This is a genomic window from Pseudomonas caspiana, from assembly GCF_002158995.1.
Taxonomy (GTDB): domain Bacteria; phylum Pseudomonadota; class Gammaproteobacteria; order Pseudomonadales; family Pseudomonadaceae; genus Aquipseudomonas; species Aquipseudomonas caspiana.
The window spans coordinates 381733-404902 of sequence record NZ_LOHF01000002.1; the positions used below are offsets into that span (position 1 = coordinate 381733).

Below are 23170 nucleotides of genomic sequence, written 5' to 3' on the forward strand. Positions count from 1 at the left end.
CTGGCCGACGTCCCGCGCTTGAAATTTACAAAAGCTGGGAAGCGTCAGCTACGGCAGCCTATCGGGAAAAAATTCTTGAGGAGAAGATTGGAATACTTACGCAAAAATCATCAGCGCTCCTCCAGGTAGTCGCGACAGCCCAAGCGGAGGAGGACGCACGAATCGCGATAGAAGCCGAAGCCCAGCGGGCGGCTGCCGACGCTGCCGAAAAAGCTCGCCGTGCAATAAAAGAAGATGCAGAGCGTCTGGTGCAGCAACAAGCCGCTCGACAAGCCATTTTCATTTCAGCAGGCACTTTCGCTATGCCTGCTAATGCCAACGTTGTCGCGATCGCAGGGCAAGGGCTTATTCAGGTTGCCGAAGGCGCAACTTCTTTAGCTACAGCTATTGCCAAGGCCGTTGCTGAGCTAGGCAAAATCGTCGCGGCTGGTGTAAGCGCACAAGCAGTGACTTTTCTGTCACTGGCGCTCTATTCCAGCTCCACGGCTGACGAATCGCAGGACCGAACGCCTGACCATATCCGCTATGGTTTTGGCACGAGCGCCGATTACTTGGGGCTCCCGCCAGATGCCGACTTGCAAAATATAGCTTTAGCCCAAGGCACAGTAGAAATGCCCATGCGCCTGGCCAGCGAATCTAGAGGTGATCGATCATCCATCTCGGTGATTAGTACAGATGGGGCGCGCGCTCCTAAGGAGGTTCCCGTACGGGCTGCGACGCTGAACCCGACATCAGGTCTGTATGAGGTAGTCATACTCAGCACCATCCCGGATCAACAACCTATCACTTTGACCTGGACGCCTGCGGACACACCGTTGAGCGAAAATCCATCTAGCACAACCCCCGCCATATCCCAGGAAATACCGCTGTACACCGGCGTCACTCTGCAACCCATTGTCATTGAGGCTGAGCCCTACCCTGCATTACTGCCCACGTTAAATGACTTCATCATCTGGTTTCCGGCAGCCTCCGGGATCAAGCCTGCCTATGTGATGCTGAACTCTCCATATGACGGGGCAACCACCAAAGGAAAATATAGTGGACGTATGTACAATCCCGACAAAGCTGGAGGCCCGATTCAGAAGCTGGACTGGACAACAGCGTCGGTTACCCAAGAGGGTATTGAGTTGGTGAAATTGCATACAGGGCGATTTGATCCATCGGACGGTAACAACATAATGATTGATCGCCTGGAAAAAATCCTGCGCGGTGAAATATCTATCAGCGACATTGATAAAAGGTTTTATACACACGAAATTAGAGAGTTGGAACGATATAGGGCTATTGGGTTGAGGGACAGTGAAGAAGGTTCTGTGTGGAACGATACCCACACTGCTACGCTTGAGGATTATGGAATCGACGAAATGCTCACCCCACTCTATACGGAAGACGCTATCAGCGCTGATGAAAAACAAGACTATGCTCGCGCACTTAAGGAAAAATAATGAACCACATCAAAGATATTATCATCAACGAATCCATAGCAGATGTACTAACGGCTTTAGCTCCTATTTCTTCACAGCCTAGAATAGACAGACTCTACACATCCTATAGATTTGAAGCTCTTGGAACAGGTGAGTTATGGAATACCTATGAAAAACTCATAATTGATGGCGTACTAGCCCGCGATGAACGGGGGCGGGCGACCAAAGGTCCAAACTGGAAAGAGCCGGACTTCATCACCCAAGAAAAATATTCGTTAACTGAAGAGTAGAGGAACGTCGAGAAGCCCCGCGTTGGCGGGGCTTTTCAATTAATATCCGATGTAGGTATTCACAAATCTCCCGCAGCCGCCGCAGTCCTTCCCAACCATGTTTTGTCTTGGATCGACTGCAGTAATCAGCGGACAGGCAGTAAAAAGGGGGACTCTAGAGTCGGACCGGGTAAAAAAGCCTAACCGATAATTCGTAACAACACGTTGCACCCACCAAGGCAAACGATAATCCCTCTTATTCAAAAAGGACGAGGCTGTTAAGCTTGCACCCCCTGATTTTGGGCTTGTTGCAGGATGGTTATGGCTACGCGGCTGCGTCCGTTTGTTGTGTTGCTCAGCGCTCTGATGATGGGTGCGTGCGATGACGCCCCGCGTTTCACCCAGGCTGAGCCGGGCGAGGCGCTGGCGGGTGGCAGGGCTACCGTGAACAAGCGGGACGTGAATGCGTTTTCGATGCCGTCGGCGAATCTGTCCCCGGTGCGACGTCTGGACTTCAGCGTGGGCAACAGTTTCTTCCGCAGCCCTTGGGTCATTGCCCCTTCGACCACGACGGCCCGTGACGGCCTTGGGCCTCTGTTCAATACCAACGCCTGCCAGAATTGCCACATCAAAGACGGGCGAGGCCATCCACCCGAGCCGAACGACGTCAACGCCGTTTCGATGCTGGTCCGCCTGTCGATCCCGGACGATCCGGCTCAGGCAGAGCTGATAAAGAAGAATGGCGTGTTGCCCGAGCCGACTTATGGCGGGCAATTGCAGGACATGTCGGTACCAGGTGTCGCACCCGAGGGTCGAGTGCGTATTGAGTACGAGCCCATGCCGGTCAGGTTCCGCGATGGCACGGTGGTCGAGTTGCGCAAGCCGACCTTGAGCATCACTCATCTGGGCTATGGCCCGATGCACCCTGAAACTCGCGCTTCAGTGCGCGTCGCACCTCCGATGATTGGCCTGGGACTGCTGGAAGCGATTCCTGATGCAGCGATTCTGGCCAACGCTGATCCCGATGATAAAGATGGCGATGGTATTTCCGGTCGGCCGAACTGGGTCTGGGACGATGAGCAGCAAACAGTCGTCGTGGGCCGTTTTGGCTGGAAGGCCGGACAACCCAGCCTGAATCAACAAAACGTGCACGCGTTTTCCGGTGACATGGGGTTGACCACCAGCCTGCGCAATTTCGATGATTGCACGCCCGCACAGACCGACTGCCTTGCAGCCCCCAATGGCAACGGGCCAGATGGCGAGCCAGAGGTCAGCGATACCATCCTGCGGCTGGTGTTGTTCTACAGCCGCAACCTGGGCGTACCGGCACGTCGCAATATCGAAAGCCCGCAAGTGCTGGCGGGGAAAAACCTGTTTTACAAGGCTGGCTGCCAGCAATGCCACACGCCTCAGTTCAAGACTCGCCATGACGCTGCCGAACCGGAACTGGCCAATCAGGTTATCCGCCCCTACAGCGACCTGTTATTGCATGACATGGGCGACGAGTTGGCTGACAATCGCACCGAATTTCAGGCGACGGGACGCGAATGGCGCACCCCGCCTCTGTGGGGCATAGGCTTGACGCAAACCGTCAGCGGCCACACCCAGTTTTTACACGATGGACGCGCTCGTAATCTGCTCGAAGCGGTGCTCTGGCATGGCGGCGAAGCACAGGCTGCACAGCGTCAGGTCTTGGCGTTCGACGCCGAGCAGCGCGCAGCATTGCTGGCGTTCCTGAATTCGTTATGACTTCTTTCATTTAAAAACTATAAGGAGCCGGACATGTTCCGTCCCAAGCTGCTCTTCACCAGCCTTGCTGCGCTCGCCCTGGGTGCCTGTGCGCCTTCGGACCCGCAAGCGGTCACTTCGGCGGCAATTGCCAAGCAAGTGATTCTGCCGACCTACAGCCGCTGGGTTGATGCTGATCGCAAGTTGGCGACTAGCGCCTTGGCGTTCTGCGAAGGCAAAACTGATCTGGCTACCGCCCGCGCCGACTTCCTCTACGCGCAAAAAACCTGGGCCGAGCTGCAGCCGTTGCTGATCGGGCCGCTGGCCGAGGGCAATCGTTCCTGGCAGGTGCAGTTCTGGCCAGACAAGAAAAATCTGGTCGGCCGTCAGGTAGAGCAACTGGTGACCGCCCAGCCGCAGATAACGCCCGACGCATTGGCCAAGTCCAGCGTGGTTGTTCAAGGTCTGTCCGCTTATGAATACATCCTGTTCGACGCTGCCATCGACATGGCCAACGCCGAGCAGAAAGCCCGTTATTGCCCGTTGCTGACGGCGATTGGTGAGCGCCAGAAAGCCCTCGCCGAAGAGATCCTCAACAGCTGGAACAGTAACGACGGCATGCTCGCGCAGTTGAGCAAATTCCCCAACCAGCGCTATGCAGATTCTCACGAAGCAATCGCCGAATTGCTGCGTGTACAAGTGACCGCACTGGACACGCTGAAGAAAAAGCTCGGCACACCGCTGGGTCGTCAGAGCAAAGGTCAGCCACAGCCGTTCCAGGCGGACGCGTGGCGTAGCCAGTCATCGCTGAGCAGCCTGGATGCGAGCCTGGCCAGCGCACAGACTGTCTGGGCAGGGGTCGACAACAAGGGCTTGCGTGGCCTGCTGCCCGCCGAGCAGAAACCGCTGGCAGACAAGATCGACGCTGCCTACGCTACCAGCCGTAAACTGCTATCGGACCTCAAACCGCCGCTCGCCGATTTGCTGGCCAGCGAAGAAGGTCGCCAACAGTTGAATGCCTTCTACGACAGCCTTAACGTCGTGCATCGCCTGCATGAAGGTGAGTTGGCCAAGGCACTGGGTATTCAGTTGGGCTTCAACGCCAACGACGGCGACTGATCGGAGGTAAAGATGATGTTGCGACGCCAGGCCCTGGCACTCGGAAGTCTGCTGCTCAGCGCCTGCACCCTGGGTGGCTGGACGCTGTTTCGACAAAAAGGCAAAAGCCCGCTGTTGCTGTCCGCTCGCGATGATGGCGACGGACGACACTACGCCGTGGGTTATCGTCTGGATGGCCAACAGGTGTTTGCAACGCAGGTCGGCCAGCGCTGCCACGACATCATCAATCATCCGACGCTGAATCTGGCGCTGTTCGTTGCCCGTCGACCGGGCACAGAGAGTTATCTGATCGACTTGAGCGACGGACGTCTATTGCAGACCGTTCGTTCGCAGCCTGATCGACACTTCTACGGTCATGCGGTGATCCACAACAGCGGCGAGTGGCTGTACACCACCGACAATGACACCACTGATCCAGGCCGTGGATTGCTTGGCGTGTATCGGTTTGTCGACGAGCGTCTGGTGCATACCGGGGAAATATCCACCCATGGCATTGGTCCGCATCAGGTGTCGTGGATGCCTGATGGCGAAACGTTGGTAGTGGCCAACGGCGGGATTCGGACCGAAGCAGAAAGTCGCGTCGAAATGAACCTCAATGCCATGCAGCCTAGCCTGGTGTTGATGCAGCGCGACGGCACGCTGTTAAGCAAAGAGACCCTGGCGCAGTCCATGAACAGCGTACGTCACTTGGGTATAGCCAGCGACGGTACCATTGTGTCCGGTCAGCAATTCATGGGGGACGCTCACGAGTCTTCTGAGCTGCTGGCCATCAAACGTCCGGGGCAGCCGTTTGTGGCTTTTCCGGTAGAGGAGCAACAACTTGCGTCGATGGGGCATTACACCGCCAGTGTTGCTGTTCACAGCGACCTGCGGCTGGTAGCGCTGACTGCGCCGAGGGGTAATCGGTTTTTCATCTGGGACCTGGACACCGGCGCCACACGCCTAGACACCGCCCTGCCCGACTGCGCCGGTGTCGGTGCAGTTGCAGATGGATTCGTAGTCACCTCAGGCCAGGGCCGTTGCCGTTTTTACGACTGCCGCCAAAACGAACTGCTCGCCAAGCCACTGGATCTGCCTGCCGGGCTTTGGGATAACCACCTGCACTTGGTCTGAGTGCTCCACGTATTTTCTCGCAGGAGCGCCGAAGGCTGCGAACGCTATCGCCAGACACACCGCCATCGCAGCTTTCGGCAGCGCCTACAGGCCCTCTGCTAACGCCAGAGATTTCTTGGCTGTAGGAAAATTCAGCACATACTGACAGCACCTCTTTTGCTGGTACGGTCCAGACCAATCTCGCTGTAATATCCAGCAATGTCGCTCGCCGGGCTCACCCGGTTCTCTCCAAGGAAATGGATATGCTGCGTCGCCGGATGCTGATAATGCTGGGTGTTGTGCTGTTTGTAGTGCTGCTGCTTGCGGCCTACAAGGCGTTTTCTGTCTATCAGCAGATTCAACAGTTCACCGCTCCCAAACCACCCATCAGCGTTGCAGTCGCTACAGCCAGCGAACGTCCATGGCAGAACCGCCTTCCGGCCATCGGATCGTTGAAGGCCCTGCAAGGCGTAGATCTGAGCCTTGAAATCGCTGGTACCGTCAAGGTCGTGCAGTTCGAGTCAGGACAAAAAATCCGCGTCGGCCAGCCCTTGCTGCAACTGGACAGCGATGTCGAAAAAGCCCTGTTGGGTACTGCTGAAGCCGATCTGGGGCTTGCTCAGGTTGAATACGGCCGCGGCAGTCGACTGGTAGGCGATCAGGCCATCTCAAAAGGCGATTTCGACAAGCTGGCAGCGCAGTTCAAAAAGGCCAGTGCCACCGTCGCGCAACTCAACGCCTCATTGGCAAAGAAACGCATCCTGGCGCCATTCAGCGGCACGATCGGTATTCGACAAGTGGATGTGGGCGACTACCTCGCCAGCGGTACCGTCATCGCCACGCTGCAAGACCTCACTAGCCTCTACGTAGACTTCAATGTGCCGGAACAGGCGCTGCCCAAAGTCACGGTTGGGCAGACTGCACTGGTGAGCGTTGCGGCTTATCCCGGTCAGAGCTTCGAAGCCACGATCAGCGCGATCAACCCCAAGGTCGATGAAGCAACCCGCAACGTGCTGATTCGCGCCACATTGCCTAATCCGCAAAGCACATTGCTGCCGGGCATGTTCGCTAATCTCCAGGTGCTGTTGCCGAGCCCGAAAACCCAAGTGGTTATCCCCGAAAGCGCCATCACCTACACGCTTTACGGCAATTCCGTGTACGTCGTCGTCCCAAGGAAAAACGCCGAGGGCGTGCCAGAGAAAGATGCCAAAGGCGAAATACAGCTAATCGTCGACCGTCGTTTCGTCGAAACCGGCGAGCGCCGCGACGGACTGGTCATTATTAGCAAGGGGCTCAAGGCGGGCGAACAAGTGGTCAGCGGCGGACAATTAAAGCTCGATGCTGGCGCTCACGTAGCCATCAGTACCGACCAGACACTGCAAGCCGAACAGAACAGCCAACCCCAGGTTGACTGATCAAGGAATACTCATGGCTTTTACAGATCCGTTCATTCGTCGTCCGGTGCTCGCCACGGTGATCAGCCTTCTGATCGTACTGTTGGGTTTTCAGGCCTTCAGCAAGCTGACTATTCGTCAGTATCCGCAGATGGAAAATGCCCTGATTACCGTCACCACAGCCTATCCTGGTGCCAATGCCGAAACCATTCAGGGCTACATCACTCAACCCTTGCAGCAAAGCCTGGCCAGCGCCGAAGGCATTGACTACATGACCTCGGTGAGTCGCCAGAATTTTTCAGTGATTTCAATCTATGCGCGTATTGGTGCGGACAGCGACCGGCTGTTCACCGAATTGCTGGCTAAAGCCAACGAGGTAAAAAACAAGCTACCGCAGGACTCCGAAGATCCGGTATTGAGCAAGGAAGCCGCCGATGCTTCTGCCCTGATGTATGTCAGCTTCTACAGCTCGGAACTGAGCAACCCGCAAATCACAGACTATCTGTCGCGCGTCATACAGCCCAAGCTGGCCACACTGCCTGGTATGGCGGAAGCGCAAATCCTCGGTAATCAGGTGTTCGCCATGCGCCTATGGCTGGACCCGGTACGCCTGGCCGGCTTTGGCCTGACCGCTGCAGACGTGACCAATGCCGTACGACGCTACAACTTTCTGGCCGCTGCCGGGGAAGTCAAAGGCGAATACGTGGTCACCAGCATCAACGCGACCACCGAGCTGAAATCCGCTGAAGCTTTCGCCGCCATTCCGCTCAAGACGGCGGGCGACAGCCGGGTTCTGCTGGGGGACGTAGCCCGAGTGGAAATGGGGGCGGAAAACTACGACACCGTCAGCTCATTCGATGGCACACCGTCGGTTTATATCGGTATCAAAGGCACGCCCAGCTCTAACCCTCTGGATGTGATCAAAGAGGTGCGGCGCATCATGCCTGAGCTGGAAAGCCAGCTCCCGCCCAACCTGAAAGTCTCCATTGCCTATGACGCAACACTCTTCATTCAGGCGTCAATCAATGAGGTCGTCAAAACCCTGATCGAAGCGGTATTGATCGTCATCGTGGTGGTTTTCCTGTTTTTGGGCGCGCTGCGCTCGGTGATGATTCCCGTCATCACCATTCCACTATCTATGATCGGCGTGCTGTTCTTCATGCAGCTGATGGGCTATTCCATCAACCTGCTGACTCTGCTGGCGATGGTATTGGCAATCGGATTGGTAGTGGACGATGCGATTGTCGTCGTAGAAAACATTCACCGGCACATCGAAGAAGGTAAAACGCCCTTTGACGCCGCGATTGAAGGCGCCAGAGAGATCGCCATGCCAGTCGTGTCGATGACCATTACCCTCGCGGCAGTTTATGCCCCTATTGGCTTTCTGGAAGGATTGACGGGGGCACTGTTCAAGGAGTTTGCGCTGACGCTGGCCGGAGCGGTGGTGATTTCTGGCGTGGTTGCCCTCACCCTGTCGCCGATGATGTGCGCCCTGTTATTAAGACATGACGCGAACCCCAGCGGTCTGGCGCACAAACTCGACCGCGCATTCGACGGACTCAAGCGACGCTACCAGCGCATGCTGCACGGCACACTGAATACCAGGCCGGTAGTGCTAGTGTTCGCAGTCACCGTGCTGTGCCTGATTCCAGTACTACTCAAGTTCACCAAATCGGAGCTGGCGCCAGACGAGGATCAGGGCATCATTTTCATGATGGCGACGTCGCCACAGCCGACCAACCTCAACTACATCAACCGGTATACCGACGAGTTCATCAAGATATTCAAGGAGTTCCCCGAGTATTACTCATCGTTTCAGATCAATGGATTCAATGGTGTTCAGACCGGTATCGGCGGTTTCCTGCTCAAACCCTGGGACGAACGCAGTCGCACTCAGATGGAAATACTCCCCGAGGTCCAGGCGCGGCTGGCGCAGATCAGCGGTTTGCAGATTTTCGGCTTCAACTTACCGTCGCTCCCTGGCACCGGTGAAGGCTTGCCCTTCCAGTTCGTGGTGAATACGGCCAACGACTATGCGTCGTTGTTGCAGGTAGCTGAACGGATCAAGGCGCGAGCCGCCGAGTCCGGCAAGTTTGCGTTCCTTGACATCGACCTGGCCTTTGACAAACCCGAAGTCGTCGTCGACATCGACCGCGCTAAAGCCGCGCAAATGGGCGTCTCCATGCAGGATCTGGGCGGCACGCTGGCCACGCTTCTGGGCGAACAGGAGATCAATCGGTTTACCATCGAAGGGCGCAGTTACAAGGTCATCGCTCAGGTCGAGCGCCCTTACCGGGATAACCCCGGCTGGCTCAATAACTATTACGTGAAGAACAGCGACGGCCAGCTACTGGCCCTTTCTACGCTCATTAAAGTGACCGACCGCGCGCGACCTCGCCAATTGAATCAATTCCAGCAACTGAACTCGGCGATTATTCAGGGATTCCCGATCGTCAGCATGGGAGAAGCCATCGAAACCGTGCGGCAGATCGCCAGTGAAGAAGCTCCGGCTGGCTATGCCTATGACTACGCAGGCGCCTCCCGGCAGTACGTTCAGGAAGGCAGTGCGCTGTGGGTGACTTTCGCCATGGCACTGGCGATTATTTTCCTGGTATTGGCCGCACAGTTTGAGAGCTTTCGCGACCCGCTGGTAATTCTGGTCACGGTTCCGCTGTCGATTTGCGGAGCGTTGGTTCCGTTGTTCCTGGGTTTGTCGAGCATGAATATCTACACCCAGGTGGGGCTGGTGACGCTGATAGGTCTCATCAGCAAGCACGGCATTCTGATTGTAGAGTTCGCCAACCAGCTACGACGAGAAAAGGGCCTGTCGGTGCGTGAGGCCGTAGAAGAAGCAGCGGCCATTCGTCTGCGTCCGGTATTGATGACGACAGCGGCAATGGTCTTTGGCATGGTGCCATTGATCCTCGCAACGGGCGCTGGCGCCGTTAGCCGCTTCGATATCGGTATGGTCATCGCTACCGGCATGTCGGTCGGGACGTTATTTACGTTATTCGTACTGCCCTGCGTCTACACCCTGCTCGCGGCACCTGATAAAAAACCTGCCGCAAGTCCGGATCCTGAACCGCACCCTGGCTGAGCTCCGCACACAACAAGGCCCCAATAAAGGGGCCTTAAAGTCGACACGTCACGAGCGGGGAACGCTATCGAGCCGTTCCCGAGCCTTGCGCTAATCCGAACATCAGCAGTAACAGATCATGACTGGGGCTGACCACCTCATGAGTTCTCGCTACTCGCGGTAATGGGCAATGTCCCTCGCCATGCAACGCGCTTAAAACCTTTGTTCCAGGTTCAACCCAAGCGGCCATGGCGGCGGAAGTAACCACCAGCGCACCTAGAATGAACAAACCTCGTGCCAGTTCTAGTTTCATTAGTCTAAACCCTTGATAGCGCTGCCAAACGCCGTCTGGTAAAAGTAGACCAACTTCTGCCAATCTGTTGATGTGAACGACGAGTGGCGACGCAATTGTCTGAGGTCATGACGAGCGGCAGCTACCGCGCTCAAACGGCGTCGACATTTTTCCAGATCAAGCAGCGCCACTTCAGCCTTGGCATCGGCACCGTCTCCAACGACGCGAATAAATACGTGTTTGATATAGAGACAGCCATGCTGCCAGCGTCCCAAGTGCATACGTGCCAGGTTGGCCGCCAGTTCCTGAAGCAATTGATCATGCAGCGCTTCACCATGGTGCTCGCGCCCACCGGCGGCGTACCAGGTTTGAATCTCCACAAATCCATCCAGAGCAGCAGTCACCAGTAGCGCGCGCCACTCATGGCTTGCATCGTATTGCGCGCCGCAGTAGATCAGCTCAGGCACATTGACATTGAGTCGGCTCAAACCCTCGATAGCGTCACGCTCGCGCAGCACTGTCGGCCGCCCAAGCGGGTGCAGCCAACTGCGATAGGTATGCCCAACCTGCCGTTTGATATAGGTCAGACGGCCATCTTCAGTTAATACCCGCTGCACGCCGCTCTCGCCGCCGCGACGCTGGTTGGGCTCTTCGACCCATTCTCCATGTTGCGCCCAGAAGTGATCAAAGCGCTCGTCCTTTGAAATTGTGGGCTCCACAGAAGCTTGCATGCCCATCTCGTTACCTCTTACGCAATAAATAAACCCGCCACATGGCATACATCGGTAAAAAATCCAGTCTCTCTTGAATACGAAAACCTGCCTGCTCAAACTCAGCCTCGACAGTAGCGGCCGGTAACACAAAGCGATTTTGGTAACTTTCCTGCCCATTTTTCGCTCGCCGCTGCTGATCAAGGCGCTTGCGTTTCCATGCCTTGAAATTGCCATCGACCCAAAGCGAAATGATCACACTGTCACGTGTAACACGCTGAAACTCCTTTAACAGAGCGCGGCGATGATCGGCCTGGCCGACGTGGTGCAGCAGTCGCATACAGAAAATGCTGTCCACGGCGTTATCGGGTAGATCTATGTCGAACGCAGATGTCTGCAAGGGTTGTACCCTTTTCACCACTTCTGCTGGCTGAGCAGCACAAGCGGTCTTGAGCATGTCTGCCGAGTTGTCCGCACCGATGATCATCCGGTTCGATTTTTCTGCCAGTAATGGCCAGAAACGACCTGCACCACAGGGCAGATCAAGCACTAACCCGGGGTCACCTGCACGATGCAAAGCGGTCCTTGCCATTTGTTCATCGCGCCAATGAGACAAGCGACGGGACAGATTGTCCTTATGTTTTTGCAAATATTGTTGGGCATGCTTCTGGTCGTACTTGCGTGAAAACTCAAGCTCGATTCGCTCGCTCATGGGGGGCACTCCTGATCTCGATGCCGGCCAAGATAGAGAGCACGCTGTGATCTTCAGGTCATGCTTATGTGAAAAAAGTGTTGACGGAATATTCAGATGTTTCCAGATGCGTCAATGACTTAGCCGCCTTGGTGATGCGTGATTATGGATGTGTCAGATTTGTCTCGGGACCGAAACAAAGAGAGGTACGACAGTGATGGCTTTATCTTTCGTTACTTCTTGAGCTTCACACTAAAACGACAACCGTTGGGCTCCATCGGGCTCAAACTGACGCTCCAGCCCTGGTTCTCGCAGATACGCTGAACCAGCGAAAGCCCCAGACCCAGACCTTCGCCACGCTGCTCGTTGCCTCTTACAAAGGGCTCGAACATCGCTTCGCGCTTTTCTTCCGGGATGCCGACACCGCTGTCCTCCACCAAAAAACCTTCTTGCTGCAACGTCAGGGTGATAAATCCCTGATCGGTGTAGTGCAAGGCATTGCGCAGCAGGTTGCCCATTACTGCGTGCAGAAAAGTGGAGTTGTAGAGGGTTCTCGAAGGTTCGTTCAAACCGACCGAGCGAACGGTCAGTTGCAGACCTTTGCTTTCAATGGGTGCGCGCCAAAGTGCGATCAGGTCTTCTGCAACGCTCTCCAAAGACACCTTGGGGACCATGTTGGCGTCTTCACGTTGCGTGCGGGCCAGCATGAGAAAGGTCTGTACAAGGTCACGCATTTCTTCACAGGCCCGGGCAATCCGCTCGACCTGCGCCCTGGCCCGGCTATCCAAAGCCGGGTTAGCCAGCAGCAACTCACAGGAACTGGCCAGCACCATCAGCGGGGTTCGCAGTTCATGGCTAACGTCGCTCGTAAACATGCGCTCGCGGGTCAATGCCTGACGCAGGCGCCCTAGCGTCGCATCGAATGCCACAGCCAGCTCACCCACTTCGTCAGCCGCGTAGTCAGGTGCCAATGGTGGCGCCAGCCCGAGTAATTGATCGCGGTGGCGTACTTGCCGGGCCAGTCGCACCACAGGCGCCATGACCCGCCGAGCCAGCACCCATCCCAGGAACACCGCCAGCCCCAAAGCAAGCACGAACCCCACCAGCACTACCGCAAACAAGACCCGCTCGCGCTCTTCAAAATCGCTCTGGTCCTGGAGTAATGCATAACGCCGACCGTCTACTACTTCAACCATGGCGTGATAGGACAGCGGGCCCCGAAAGACTTCATGGAAGCCTGGCTCGAGATGCCGGAGGTCGCTGGGCAGATCGAAGTCTCCCGGGCCGCCGCTGAAATAGAACAGCTGATCCGGCTCCGGACGGTGACTCCAGTCACTGACACTGTCGAGCAGCAGCAACCGGTTCAGATCACCACCCAAGCCGGCAGATATCAGTTTTTCTTCCACGAGGTGGACCGTCGCGACGATCCCCATGGCAAACGAGCCTGCCACCAGTGCGCTCATCAACGCGAAGGCGATGATGATGCGTTGGGCAAGACTCTGTTTAAACTCCATCCCGGCCCTCGGCCAGACGGTAACCGACACCATGTACGGTTTGCAGCAATGGTTTGTCGAAAGGCTTGTCAATCACCTGGCGCAGTTGGTGAACGTGGCTGCGCAGGCTGTCGCTATCAGGGCAGTCATCACCCCACAACGCCTCTTCCAGGACCTCGCGACGCAATACATGAGGGCTTTTCTGCATCAATACGGCAAGCAGTTTGAGACCGACCGGGTTGAGCTTGAGCATACGACCTTCACGGGTTACCTCCAGCGTGTCGAGGTCGTAAACCAGTTCGGCGACTTGCAAAGTGCGTCGGCCGCCACCCTGAGCGCGGCGCAATACTGCTTCAATACGAGCTGCCAGCTCGGACAGGGCGAAGGGTTTGAGCAGGTAGTCGTCAGCGCCGGAGCGGAAGCCTTGCAGGCGATCATCCAGTTGGTCACGGGCGGTCAGCATGATGACCGGTGTGTCGCGGCGGGCGTCTTCTCGTAGTCGCTTGCACAGCGTGTAGCCATCGATGCCGGGTAGCATGATGTCGAGCACGATGAGGTCGTAATGTTCGGTTGCCGCCAGATGCAATCCGGAGAGGCCATCCTGCGCACAATCGACGGTATAGCCTTTCATGCCCAGATAATCGGCAAGGTTGGCCAGGATGTCCCGGTTGTCTTCCACAAGAAGAATTCGCATGTGCACGCCCTCCATCAGCAATAGGCTGGCGCAGCTTAAGGCCAATAGGGGGCAAGAGCCAGAGGCAGATGAGCTTACTTGAGGTGAGCTTGATATTGAGTGAAGCCAACAACATTCTGGGGGCTGCTTATTTTTGGTTTCGCCCTTACGGTCGACCCCCTTTGTTTCGGCAAAGGGGGGAAACCATTTATCGCTGACGTACGGCCCCTGCTGCGCAGGGGTACCTTCGCTCCGGTGCCGTGGTGTGGGCACGCGCCGACGGGCCATCCTTGGCCCAACGGCGCTCGCTCGGCATCCCTGCCGAGCGACCCACACCACGACACCTGCGCTCAGCCTTCCGACGCTCGTTTGGCGTTGTTCTTGAGACTTGTATGGGGCGGTAGTCTGCTGAAGGAAAAGCAAAGCAAAGGCAGGGTCCTCCCCATAAAAAAACCCCGCACAAGGCGGGGTTCTTTTATGGGGTACAGCTAGAGGGTGAAGCTGGCTTACATCATGCCGCCCATACCACCCATGCCGCCCATGTCTGGCATGCCGCCGCCAGCTGGTGCTTTGTCGTCCGGCGAGTCAGCGATCATGGCTTCGGTAGTGATCATCAGGCTGGCGATAGAGGACGCAGCCTGCAGAGCAGAGCGAGTCACTTTAGCCGGGTCCAGGATGCCCATTTCGATCATGTCGCCGTATTCGCCGGTAGCAGCGTTGTAACCGAAGTTACCCGAACCCTGCTTGACCTTGTCGACTACAACGCTTGGCTCGTCACCGGAGTTGGCAACGATCTGGCGCAGTGGAGCTTCTACAGCGCGACGCAGCAGAGCAATACCAACGTTCTGATCGGCGTTGTCGCCTTTCAGTTCGGAGATTGCCTGCAGGGAGCGAACCAGAGCTACGCCACCGCCAGGTACCACGCCTTCTTCAACGGCTGCACGAGTAGCGTGCAGGGCGTCTTCAACGCGGGCTTTCTTCTCTTTCATTTCAACTTCGGAACCAGCGCCGACCTTGATTACCGCAACGCCGCCGGACAGCTTGGCCAGACGCTCTTGCAGTTTTTCTTTGTCGTAGTCCGAAGTGGTGTCACCGATCTGCTGACGAATCTGCGAGATGCGACCGTCGATGTCGGTGCGAACGCCAGCACCGTCGATGATGGTGGTGTTTTCTTTGTTCAGCACAACGCGCTTGGCATTACCCAGGTGTTCCAGGGTAGTGGTTTCCAGGCTCAGGCCGATTTCTTCGGAGATAACGGTACCGCCAGTCAGGACAGCGATGTCCTGCAGCATTGCCTTGCGACGGTCGCCGAAGCCTGGAGCCTTGACGGCTGCAACTTTGACGATGCCACGCATGTTGTTCACAACCAGAGTCGCCAGGGCTTCGCCTTCAACGTCTTCAGCAACGATCAACAGAGGACGGCCGGCTTTAGCCACTGCTTCCAGAACTGGCAGCATTTCGCGGATGTTCGAGATTTTCTTGTCGACCAGCAGGATCAGCGGGCTGTCCAGCTCGGCAACCATGGTGTCCGGCTTGTTGATGAAGTACGGAGACAGGTAGCCACGGTCGAACTGCATGCCTTCAACAACGGACAGTTCGTTTTCCAGGCCAGTGCCTTCTTCAACGGTGATAACGCCGTCTTTGGTCACTTTTTCCATGGCTTCAGCAATGATGTCGCCGATGGAATTGTCGGAGTTCGCGGAGATAGTACCTACCTGAGCGATTGCCTTGGTGTCGGTGCAAGGCTTGGACAGTTTCTTCAGCTCTGCAACGATGGCGATGGTCGCCTTATCGATGCCGCGCTTGAGGTCCATCGGGTTCATGCCGGCAGCGACGGCCTTCAGGCCTTCGTTGACGATAGCCTGAGCCAGAACGGTTGCAGTGGTAGTACCGTCACCAGCGTCATCGTTTGCACGGGAAGCAACGTCTTTGACCAGCTGCGCGCCCATGTTTTCGAAACGGTCTTTCAGTTCGATTTCTTTAGCAACCGAAACGCCGTCTTTGGTGATCAGAGGAGCGCCGAAGCTCTTCTCGATGATTACGTTACGGCCTTTTGGGCCCAGAGTTGCTTTTACTGCGTCAGCCAGGACGTTGACACCGGCGAGCATTTTTTTACGGCCAGAATCGCCGAATTTAACTTCTTTAGCAGCCATGATCGATCTTCCTTAAATACTTTGAGTAGTAACGGAAACTAGTGGGGTGACTCAGGCTTCGACGACCGCGAGAATTTCGTTCTCGCTCATCACCAGCAGGTCTTCGCCATCTACTTTCACAGTGTTGCTGCCGGAGTACGGGCCAAACACCACTTTGTCACCCACTTTCACGGCCAGCGCACGTACTTCGCCGTTGTCCAGCACGCGGCCGGTACCCACAGCAATGATCTCGCCACGGTTTGGCTTCTCAGCAGCCGAACCTGGCAGAACGATACCGCCAGCAGTTTTGGATTCTTCTTCGCTGCGACGGATTACGACGCGGTCATGCAGAGGACGAAGCTTCATTGTCGATCTCCTAATTATGGTTTTTGAACGGCCAGTGAATACACCGGCGGGTTAAAACATCCGGCGCTGCCGGTTACGGTTCGACGAGCGAACCGCAGAATACGGTCTGGCGAAATGGCCAGAAACCTTGCGGTGACCCATACATAAGGGCGGGCATGGTGATTACAAGGCCAGCAGTTGAATTTTTTTGTCGAGCGCTGCCACGTCATGAAACGCACGCGGCACCCTAAGGTGCCGCGCAGCGGAGCTATGGACGGAATTATTTGTCGCGATGCTCGAACTCGCCTTCGATCACATCGGGTTCGCGAGTCGGAGGATGAATCGCACCCGGACGACCCGGATCGTTACTCGCCGGCATGTCTTCTGCGAACGCACGCTGCCGAATAGCCTGCTCTTCAGCACGCTTGCGCATGGTATTGACCAATACCCGACGCGTAATCGGCAGGAGGCAGATCACGCCAAGGATGTCGCTGATGAAACCCGGCAACAAAAGAAGCCCGCCACCGACGGCAATCATCAGGCCTTCGAGCATCTGCTGGGCAGGCAACTCGCCACGCGACAAGCTTTCACGCGCGCGCATAGCGGTCGCAAACCCGGCGACCCGGATAACGAACAGGCCCAACAGCGAGGTCGCGACGACCATCAGGAATGTCGGAAAGAAGCCGATCGACATGCCCACCCGTACCAGAACAAACAGCTCCAATACCGGAAAAAGAAGGAACAGCAGTAGAAAAACACGCATCAATTGAATTCCTCAACGCAAGAATGCCTTGCAGTAGACCCTACGTGACGTCATCAAAGCGTGAATTCAAGCCTCTTGAGTGTCACGAGTGGGCCATTTTTCCGCGTGAGCCAGCTGAACCAAGGCTTCGCGGACTTGTTTCGGTGTGTTACAGGGCTCACTGAAAGGCAGCCAGTATAGGCTCTGACCAATGCGCAGGTGCATACCTTCGCTGTCGATACCAGCCAACTGTGCTGTTTCACGCTGCGGCAGCCCCGAGAGCTGTACGTAGTGGGCAATGGCTTTGGCGTGATCAGCATTCATGTGCTCGACCATGCTGGTCTCGGCAGCACCGGCAAACGGGTTTGCCAGCTCAACGTGATCCAACCAGTGAATGGCACCGAAGCCGCCGATGAAGCGATAGCGTACCGGCACCAGCACCCAGAAATCGAAATCATGGGCGGAATGATAGCTCTGCGATTCAGGGAAAAAACGGTAATAGCGCTGAGCAGCACTTTCGACAGCGTCCGGTTCAACAAGCTTTTGGGCTTCGGCCATGACCGTCACACGTCCCGTCGCCTGGACGTCGTCAGCTTCGCGCTCGCCCACCAATAGCGAACACTTCGCGTCCTTGCCCAAGTTATGGGTGTGCTGAGCGATGCGGCTGATCAGAATCAGAGGTCGCCCCTGATCATCAAGGCAATACGGTACCGAAGAACCAAAAGGGAAGCCCGGCATGGATTTGGAATGCGTGGACAAAACGCCTCTGTATTCCTTCAGCAGCAGCTCCCGCGCCTGCTTGATAGCCTTCACACTCATCCAGTGACTCCTTGTAACGAACTCGTCGACGATCGACGCACGTATAAATAAAGCTGAACAGTAATCAGCTGATTGGGCACGTGCACGGGTTTGAAAGACAAGTTAATAATTATTACGAGTGGGTGCCAAGGGGGCTGCAGGAAAGTGCTGGTGACTTTATCCGCGCAAGCTCTGGATTTGTGAGACAGGTGCAGCTGCAAGCAAGTGCGCCTGTAGGCGCTGCCAAAGGCAGCGGTAGCGGAGGATCAGAGATATCGCTTTCGCAGCCTTCGGCAGCGCCTACAGAAAAGTGTGGGATTTACCAGGTAACACCAAAACCTGCGGTGTAGCGGGTCTTGTCCAGATCGCCGTCGTCTGAACCGCTGATCACGTTCTTCTCGGCCTTGAGGTTCAACGAAGCCCAGTCAGTGACTTTGTAACGCAGCCCGACTTCAGCATCGAGCGCATAGTCAGCAACGTTGCTCAACGGCTTGCCCAGCTCACCATTGGTGAAGAACTCAACTTTTTTGCCGATCAGGAAGCGGTTGTAGTCCCAAGTACCTGCAACCGAATAGAAGTTTTCCTTGCCGCCGTTGGAGAACTCGTAATCCGTACGGTTAAGCAGCGCGCCAAGTTTGAAAGCGCCCAGTTCGTCATCCCAGAACTGGTAGCCAGGACCGGTACCCACAACACGCTGACGACTCAGGTCTTCAACTTTGTCGCGCTTGTAGCTGATCCGGCCATCCCAGAAAAATTTCTCGGTCAGGAAGCGGTCGATGGAATACTCGGCACTCCAGTTATCGGTGCTGACTACATCGTCCTGAGTTTCGCGGTTGTAATCGCCTTTGGCGTTATGCCGCCATTGACCATGCCGAGCCGAAGTCTTGAAGGCCAGGTTGTAGTCGTCGGTATCGTTCTCGGCCTTCTGAAAGTCCATTGCCAGATCGACGTTGCCTTTCCATACCAGATCAGTGATGACAGGTTTGGGCTTGAGAATCTGCTGAATGCTAGCCAACTCGACGGTTTTCGGCGCTTCGCCGTTGGTCAGCGTGACCTTGCCGTCATCCGAGGCTTTCAACGATTTCGCAATTTCACCCTGATACTGATCCTGCTTGACCATCAACTGCTGGTCACTCTCCAGGGTCTTGACCTGCTTCCAGTCTACGGGGATTGCTCCTCCGTAGGAGGTCTCGATCAGCAGCTTGCCGCCGTCGAATAGCTTGATGGTACCGGTGATCTTGTCGCCGTTCTTCAACCAGACGGTGTCGGCGAGCAAAGGCGTGGTGGTGATGGAGACAGCGAGGAACAGCAGAGTTCTGGTCAGCATAAGCAACTAGGGGGCTCAGTTAGCGGAAAATCGGGCATCATCCGGGAGGATGACGTCAAGGCAATCGAAGACCGCCGCAGACACAGAAAACACTGACAGTAGGAATTTTCTGTAGTTCAAAAACCGAACGGCCGCTCATCTATAAACATATCTATAAACAGGAGGGAAATGGTGACCAACGAGCAACAGCACTCTGCGGATCCGACCGGCATGGACCCGGCCCAGGCCAAGCGTACTGCGCTGTACCTTACGCTCAATCAGGTACCGGAAGGAAAAGTTGTCACTTACGGTCAGCTCGCCGAACTCGCAGGGCTTGGCCGCGCAGCGCGATGGGTCGGCCGGACACTGAGCCAACTGCCGGACGGCAGTTCATTGCCGTGGCACCGTGTGATCGGCGCAGGTGGCAAGGTCAGTTTGCTGGTCGGCACGGTTTCAGGCGACGAACAACGTGCCCGTTTACGCGCTGAAGGCATTCTTGTGGAGAACAATCGGGTAGATATCCGGCGTCATGGCTGGCGTCCGATAGAGCACTGCGGTTAGAGTGCGCCCTTTGTTTTCGTAACCTGAGGCAGACTCCAGCCCATGCCCCGTAAAACCTGGCGCGCCGCGCTCGCCGCATATGCCAGCCCTTCAACGTTAGTGCTGTTGTTGCTCGGATTCGCTGCGGGCATGCCCTACATGTTGGTGTTCTCTACTCTGTCGGTCTGGTTGCGTGAAGCCGGTGTCGCCCGGGAAACCATTGGCTATGCAAGCCTGATCGGGCTTGCCTATGCTTTTAAATGGGTATGGTCCCCTCTGCTCGACCAATGGCGCCTGCCGCTGCTGGGCAAGCTGGGTCGACGCCGCTCCTGGCTCGTGCTGTCGCAGAGCCTGGTAATCCTGGGCCTGATAGGGATGGGCTTTTGCGACCCGCAGCAGCATTTGTCCTGGCTTATCGCAATCGCTGTGGTTGTGGCGTTTTCATCCGCCACACAAGACATCGCCATTGATGCCTATCGTCTGGAAATCGCCAACGACACCCAGCAGGCTGCCCTCGCCGCCAGTTACATGTCTGGCTACCGCGTGGCCGCGCTACTCGCCACGGCTGGTGCGCTGTATTTTGCTGAAGGATTTGGATCAACCGGTTTCGCCTACAAGCACTCGGCATGGACCGGCACTTACGTGTTGTTCGGCTTGCTGATGCTGCCCGCCTTGATCACCACGCTGATCATGCGCGAACCTCCCGTTGCATTACGTACCCAGCTGTCGGCCGCTCGCTACGGCTTTGTGCACCAATTGGCGTCCGTGTTCGTACTGATAGTGCTGCTGGTGTCGGTACCGGCGATGTTCACTCAGCTCTACAACACCGACTTCGCCAGCGTCCTGTTTCAGAACGCCAGCTGGACTGACCTGCTGATGGAAGACCGCGCGTTTCTGCGCGCCATTCTCTACATCGTGCTGACGGTCGCCTGCCTGTCTTCAATGGGTCGACGCGGCCTGGCTCCGGTGCTGACACCGATCAACGACTTCATCCTGCGTTATCGCTGGCAGGCGTTCCTGTTGTTGGGCTTGATTGCGACTTACCGCATGTCAGACACGGTCATGGGTGTCATGGCCAACGTCTTCTACATCGATCAGGGCTTTACCAAGGACCAGATTGCCAGTGTCAGCAAGATCTTCGGTCTGATCATGACGCTGTTGGGCGCAGGCTTTGGCGGATTGCTGATCGTGCGTTTCGGCATCATGCCGATTCTGTTCATTGGCGGGCTGAGTTCAGCGGCCACCAACCTGCTGTTCCTGATGCTGGCCGATATGGGCCCGAACCTGAAGATGTTGGTACTGACCATCTCGCTGGATAACTTCAGTTCCGGATTGGCAACTTCAGCGTTCGTGGCGTACCTGTCGAGCCTGACCAACCTCAAATTCTCGGCGACACAGTACGCGCTGCTCAGCTCGATCATGCTGCTGCTGCCGCGTTTGCTGGGAGGCTATTCGGGGGTCGTGGTTGAGAAGTATGGCTATCACAACTTCTTCCTGATCACTGCGTTACTGGGTGTTCCGACGCTGATCATGATTATCTTGCAGTGGAGCAAGGAGGCGCGCCAGGACAAGGCGGCCGAGGCGCTTGAGGCGGAGAAGCCGTCAAGCGAGCAGCTCTGAGAGAGCAGCTCGCTTGAGACAAATGTGGGAGCCGAGCCTGCTGGCGATCATGCATACCAACGAATTGAAATACATTCTGTAGGAGTTCAAGAGCACCGCGAGGCAGCGATGGCGGCCTGTCTGATGTACCGCTATCGCGGCCTCGCCGTGCTCGTGCGCTCCTACTGGTCCACCGCCCACGCGGGACAACGCGGTGTCATGGACATTGTGGCAGTTCCCACAGGGGTAACGATTACTGCGGTGCTGCTGAATCCTGAACCACGCGAATCACTCGCTGTGGGAACGGAATATCGATATTGGCAGCACGCAGGCGGTCACGGGCTTCGGCATTGAAGCGGTTCGACACGTCGCCGAAATCACCGGTCTTGACCCACACTCGCAACGAAACAGTGATCGAGCTATCACCTAGCGCAGCTACCACGGCCTGTGGTGCAGGATCCTGCAAGACACGAGGATCGTCTGCCATGTCCATCAGGACTTGCAGCGCCTGCTTCAGATCAGCTTCGTAGTCCACGCCCACGTCGAACGTGATCTTGCGAGTCGGCTGGCGATTGGTGTTGGTGATGATCCCGTTGGACAGATTGCCGTTGGGCAGGATCACCGTCCTGTTGTCACCGGTACGCACGACTGTGTGGAAAATCTGGATGCTGTCGACAGTGCCCGCGATGCCTTGGGCTTCGATCCAGTCACCAATGCGGAACGGGCGAAACAGCAGAATCAGCACGCCGCCTGCGAAATTCGCCAGACTGCCTTGCAGCGCCAGACCGATTGCCAGACCCGCAGCACCGATAGCGGCCACAAACGAGGTGGTTTCTACGCCAATCATCGATGCAACGCTGACGATCAGCAGAATCTTCAGAATGATATTGGCCAGGCTGCTGATAAAACCCTGCAATGCCAAGTCTGCATTGCGCAGTGCGAGCAGCGCACCCACTTTGGTAGTCAACCGGTTGATCAACCACCAGCCGATGGTCAGGGTCACCAACGCCAACAGCACGCGGCTGCCGTACTCCATGATCATCGGGATCCAGGCCTGAGATGCCTTTACCAGATGGTCCATTTCGGCATTCAAATCCATCTTTCTCTCCTTACATTTCGCGAAACTGGCGATTGAAACCATCTGGTCGAGCCTGATGGTTTCAGTCGCTTGCACTGGCCTCGGACGCGCGAGGGGAGTGAAGATTCCCTGCGGTCAGGCCAGCCAATCAGTCGCGGAAGTTATTGAATTGCAGCGGCATGCCGAATTCGTGACCACGCAATACCGCCATTGCTTCTTGCAGGTCATCGCGTTTCTTGCCAGTCACACGCACTTGCTCACCTTGAATGGCGGCCTGGACCTTGAGCTTGGCTTCCTTGATGTGAGCGACGATTTTCTTCGCCAGCTCTTTGTCGATGCCTTCTTTGAGAACGGCGTCCTGCTTCATCAATTTACCGGAAGCAAAAGCATCTTTGACTTCAAGGCATTTGACGTCGATCTTGCGTTTTACCAGGCACAGCTTGAGGATTTCGATCATCGCTTCAAGCTGAAACTCCGCCTCGGCAGTCAGATTGACAGTCAGGTCTTTTTCCTTGAATTCGAACTCGCCTTTGCCTTTCAAGTCGTAGCGACGGTCCAGCTCTTTGATAGCGTTGTCGACGGCATTAGTGACTTCGTGTTTATCCAGTTCGGACACTACGTCGAACGAGGGCATGTCATTTCTCCAATGGATGGCGCATCAAACGCCTG

At 56.2% G+C, this 23170-nt stretch carries 21 protein-coding genes; 9 read left to right on the top strand and 12 right to left on the bottom strand.

Features of this window, described 5'->3' with window-relative positions:
* Positions 1–248 precede the first annotated feature (248 nt).
* The 7 genes from AUC60_RS28325 (at position 249) to AUC60_RS04155 (ending at position 10123) form a co-directional block, all read left to right on the top strand.
* Positions 249–1445 (top strand): S-type pyocin domain-containing protein, encoded by a 1197-nt coding sequence (locus AUC60_RS28325; protein WP_338014012.1) that lies wholly within the window; start codon positions 249–251, stop codon positions 1443–1445.
* Positions 1445–1714 carry an immunity protein gene (locus tag AUC60_RS04130; RefSeq protein WP_087264817.1) on the top strand — a complete coding sequence of 90 codons (270 nt, stop codon included), beginning with the start codon at positions 1445–1447 and terminating at the stop codon, positions 1712–1714. Before AUC60_RS28325 ends, AUC60_RS04130 begins: the two co-directional genes overlap by 1 nt.
* Positions 1715–2014: 300 nt before the next feature.
* On the top strand, positions 2015–3442 hold the full coding sequence (locus tag AUC60_RS04135) for a di-heme oxidoreductase family protein (protein WP_087264818.1): 1428 nt from the start codon (positions 2015–2017) through the stop codon (positions 3440–3442).
* Between the two features lie 33 nt (positions 3443–3475).
* Positions 3476–4540, top strand: coding sequence for an imelysin family protein (locus AUC60_RS04140; RefSeq protein ID WP_087264819.1), 1065 nt, complete (start codon positions 3476–3478; stop codon positions 4538–4540).
* Between the two features lie 15 nt (positions 4541–4555).
* Complete coding sequence (locus AUC60_RS04145; protein ID WP_087264964.1) at positions 4556–5653, top strand: DUF1513 domain-containing protein; 1098 nt, start codon at positions 4556–4558, stop codon at positions 5651–5653.
* A 242-nt stretch (positions 5654–5895) separates the two neighbouring features.
* Entirely contained in the window at positions 5896–7047 is a 1152-nt protein-coding gene (locus AUC60_RS04150; RefSeq protein ID WP_087264820.1) for an efflux RND transporter periplasmic adaptor subunit, read from the top strand.
* Between the two features lie 13 nt (positions 7048–7060).
* On the top strand, positions 7061–10123 hold the full coding sequence (locus tag AUC60_RS04155) for a multidrug efflux RND transporter permease subunit (protein WP_087264821.1): 3063 nt from the start codon (positions 7061–7063) through the stop codon (positions 10121–10123).
* A 64-nt stretch (positions 10124–10187) separates the two neighbouring features.
* On the opposite strand, the gene AUC60_RS28090 is transcribed toward AUC60_RS04155, so the two are convergent.
* From AUC60_RS28090 to AUC60_RS04205, 10 genes are all read right to left on the bottom strand, one after another.
* Positions 10188–10415 (bottom strand): hypothetical protein, encoded by a 228-nt coding sequence (locus AUC60_RS28090; protein ID WP_087264822.1) that lies wholly within the window; start codon positions 10413–10415, stop codon positions 10188–10190.
* Positions 10415–11131, bottom strand: a complete 717-nt coding sequence (locus AUC60_RS04165) for a lipopolysaccharide kinase InaA family protein (protein WP_087264823.1) — start codon at positions 11129–11131, stop codon at positions 10415–10417. Before AUC60_RS04165 ends, AUC60_RS28090 begins: the two co-directional genes overlap by 1 nt.
* 4 nt (positions 11132–11135) lie before the next feature.
* Positions 11136–11816 carry a class I SAM-dependent methyltransferase gene (locus AUC60_RS04170; protein ID WP_087264824.1) on the bottom strand — a complete coding sequence of 227 codons (681 nt, stop codon included), beginning with the start codon at positions 11814–11816 and terminating at the stop codon, positions 11136–11138.
* Between the two features lie 212 nt (positions 11817–12028).
* Complete coding sequence (locus tag AUC60_RS04175) at positions 12029–13309, bottom strand: sensor histidine kinase (protein ID WP_087264825.1); 1281 nt, start codon at positions 13307–13309, stop codon at positions 12029–12031.
* Positions 13299–13982 carry a two-component system response regulator ColR gene (colR, locus tag AUC60_RS04180; protein WP_087264826.1) on the bottom strand — a complete coding sequence of 228 codons (684 nt, stop codon included), beginning with the start codon at positions 13980–13982 and terminating at the stop codon, positions 13299–13301. The genes AUC60_RS04175 and colR overlap by 11 nt, the downstream gene beginning before the upstream one ends.
* Positions 13983–14467: 485 nt before the next feature.
* Positions 14468–16114: a chaperonin GroEL gene (groL, locus tag AUC60_RS04185; RefSeq protein WP_087264827.1), complete on the bottom strand. Its 1647-nt coding sequence runs from the start codon at positions 16112–16114 to the stop codon at positions 14468–14470.
* A gap of 51 nt (positions 16115–16165) precedes the next feature.
* Entirely contained in the window at positions 16166–16459 is a 294-nt protein-coding gene (locus AUC60_RS04190) for a co-chaperone GroES (RefSeq protein WP_087264828.1), read from the bottom strand.
* A 259-nt stretch (positions 16460–16718) separates the two neighbouring features.
* A complete protein-coding gene (locus tag AUC60_RS04195) occupies positions 16719–17201 on the bottom strand; it encodes an FxsA family protein (RefSeq protein WP_027900277.1) in 483 nt (160 codons plus the stop codon).
* Positions 17202–17267: 66 nt separating this feature from the next.
* The gene (locus AUC60_RS04200) at positions 17268–17999 is read right to left on the bottom strand and encodes a HugZ family pyridoxamine 5'-phosphate oxidase (RefSeq protein WP_087264829.1); all 732 of its coding nucleotides are present in this window, start codon (positions 17997–17999) and stop codon (positions 17268–17270) included.
* A 298-nt stretch (positions 18000–18297) separates the two neighbouring features.
* Positions 18298–19305, bottom strand: a complete 1008-nt coding sequence (locus AUC60_RS04205) for a DUF481 domain-containing protein (RefSeq protein WP_087264830.1) — start codon at positions 19303–19305, stop codon at positions 18298–18300.
* A gap of 210 nt (positions 19306–19515) precedes the next feature.
* On the opposite strand from AUC60_RS04205, the gene AUC60_RS04210 reads away from it, so the two are divergent.
* Positions 19516–19845 carry an MGMT family protein gene (locus tag AUC60_RS04210; RefSeq protein WP_158099097.1) on the top strand — a complete coding sequence of 110 codons (330 nt, stop codon included), beginning with the start codon at positions 19516–19518 and terminating at the stop codon, positions 19843–19845.
* Between the two features lie 42 nt (positions 19846–19887).
* The gene (locus AUC60_RS04215; protein ID WP_087264832.1) at positions 19888–21444 is read left to right on the top strand and encodes an AmpG family muropeptide MFS transporter; all 1557 of its coding nucleotides are present in this window, start codon (positions 19888–19890) and stop codon (positions 21442–21444) included.
* Positions 21445–21676: 232 nt separating this feature from the next.
* Here the strand turns inward: AUC60_RS04215 and AUC60_RS04220 are convergent, their stop codons facing one another.
* On the bottom strand, positions 21677–22522 hold the full coding sequence (locus AUC60_RS04220) for a mechanosensitive ion channel family protein (RefSeq protein WP_087264833.1): 846 nt from the start codon (positions 22520–22522) through the stop codon (positions 21677–21679).
* Positions 22523–22649: 127 nt separating this feature from the next.
* The gene (locus AUC60_RS04225) at positions 22650–23135 is read right to left on the bottom strand and encodes a YajQ family cyclic di-GMP-binding protein (RefSeq protein WP_087264834.1); all 486 of its coding nucleotides are present in this window, start codon (positions 23133–23135) and stop codon (positions 22650–22652) included.
* Positions 23136–23170: the final 35 nt, after the last annotated feature.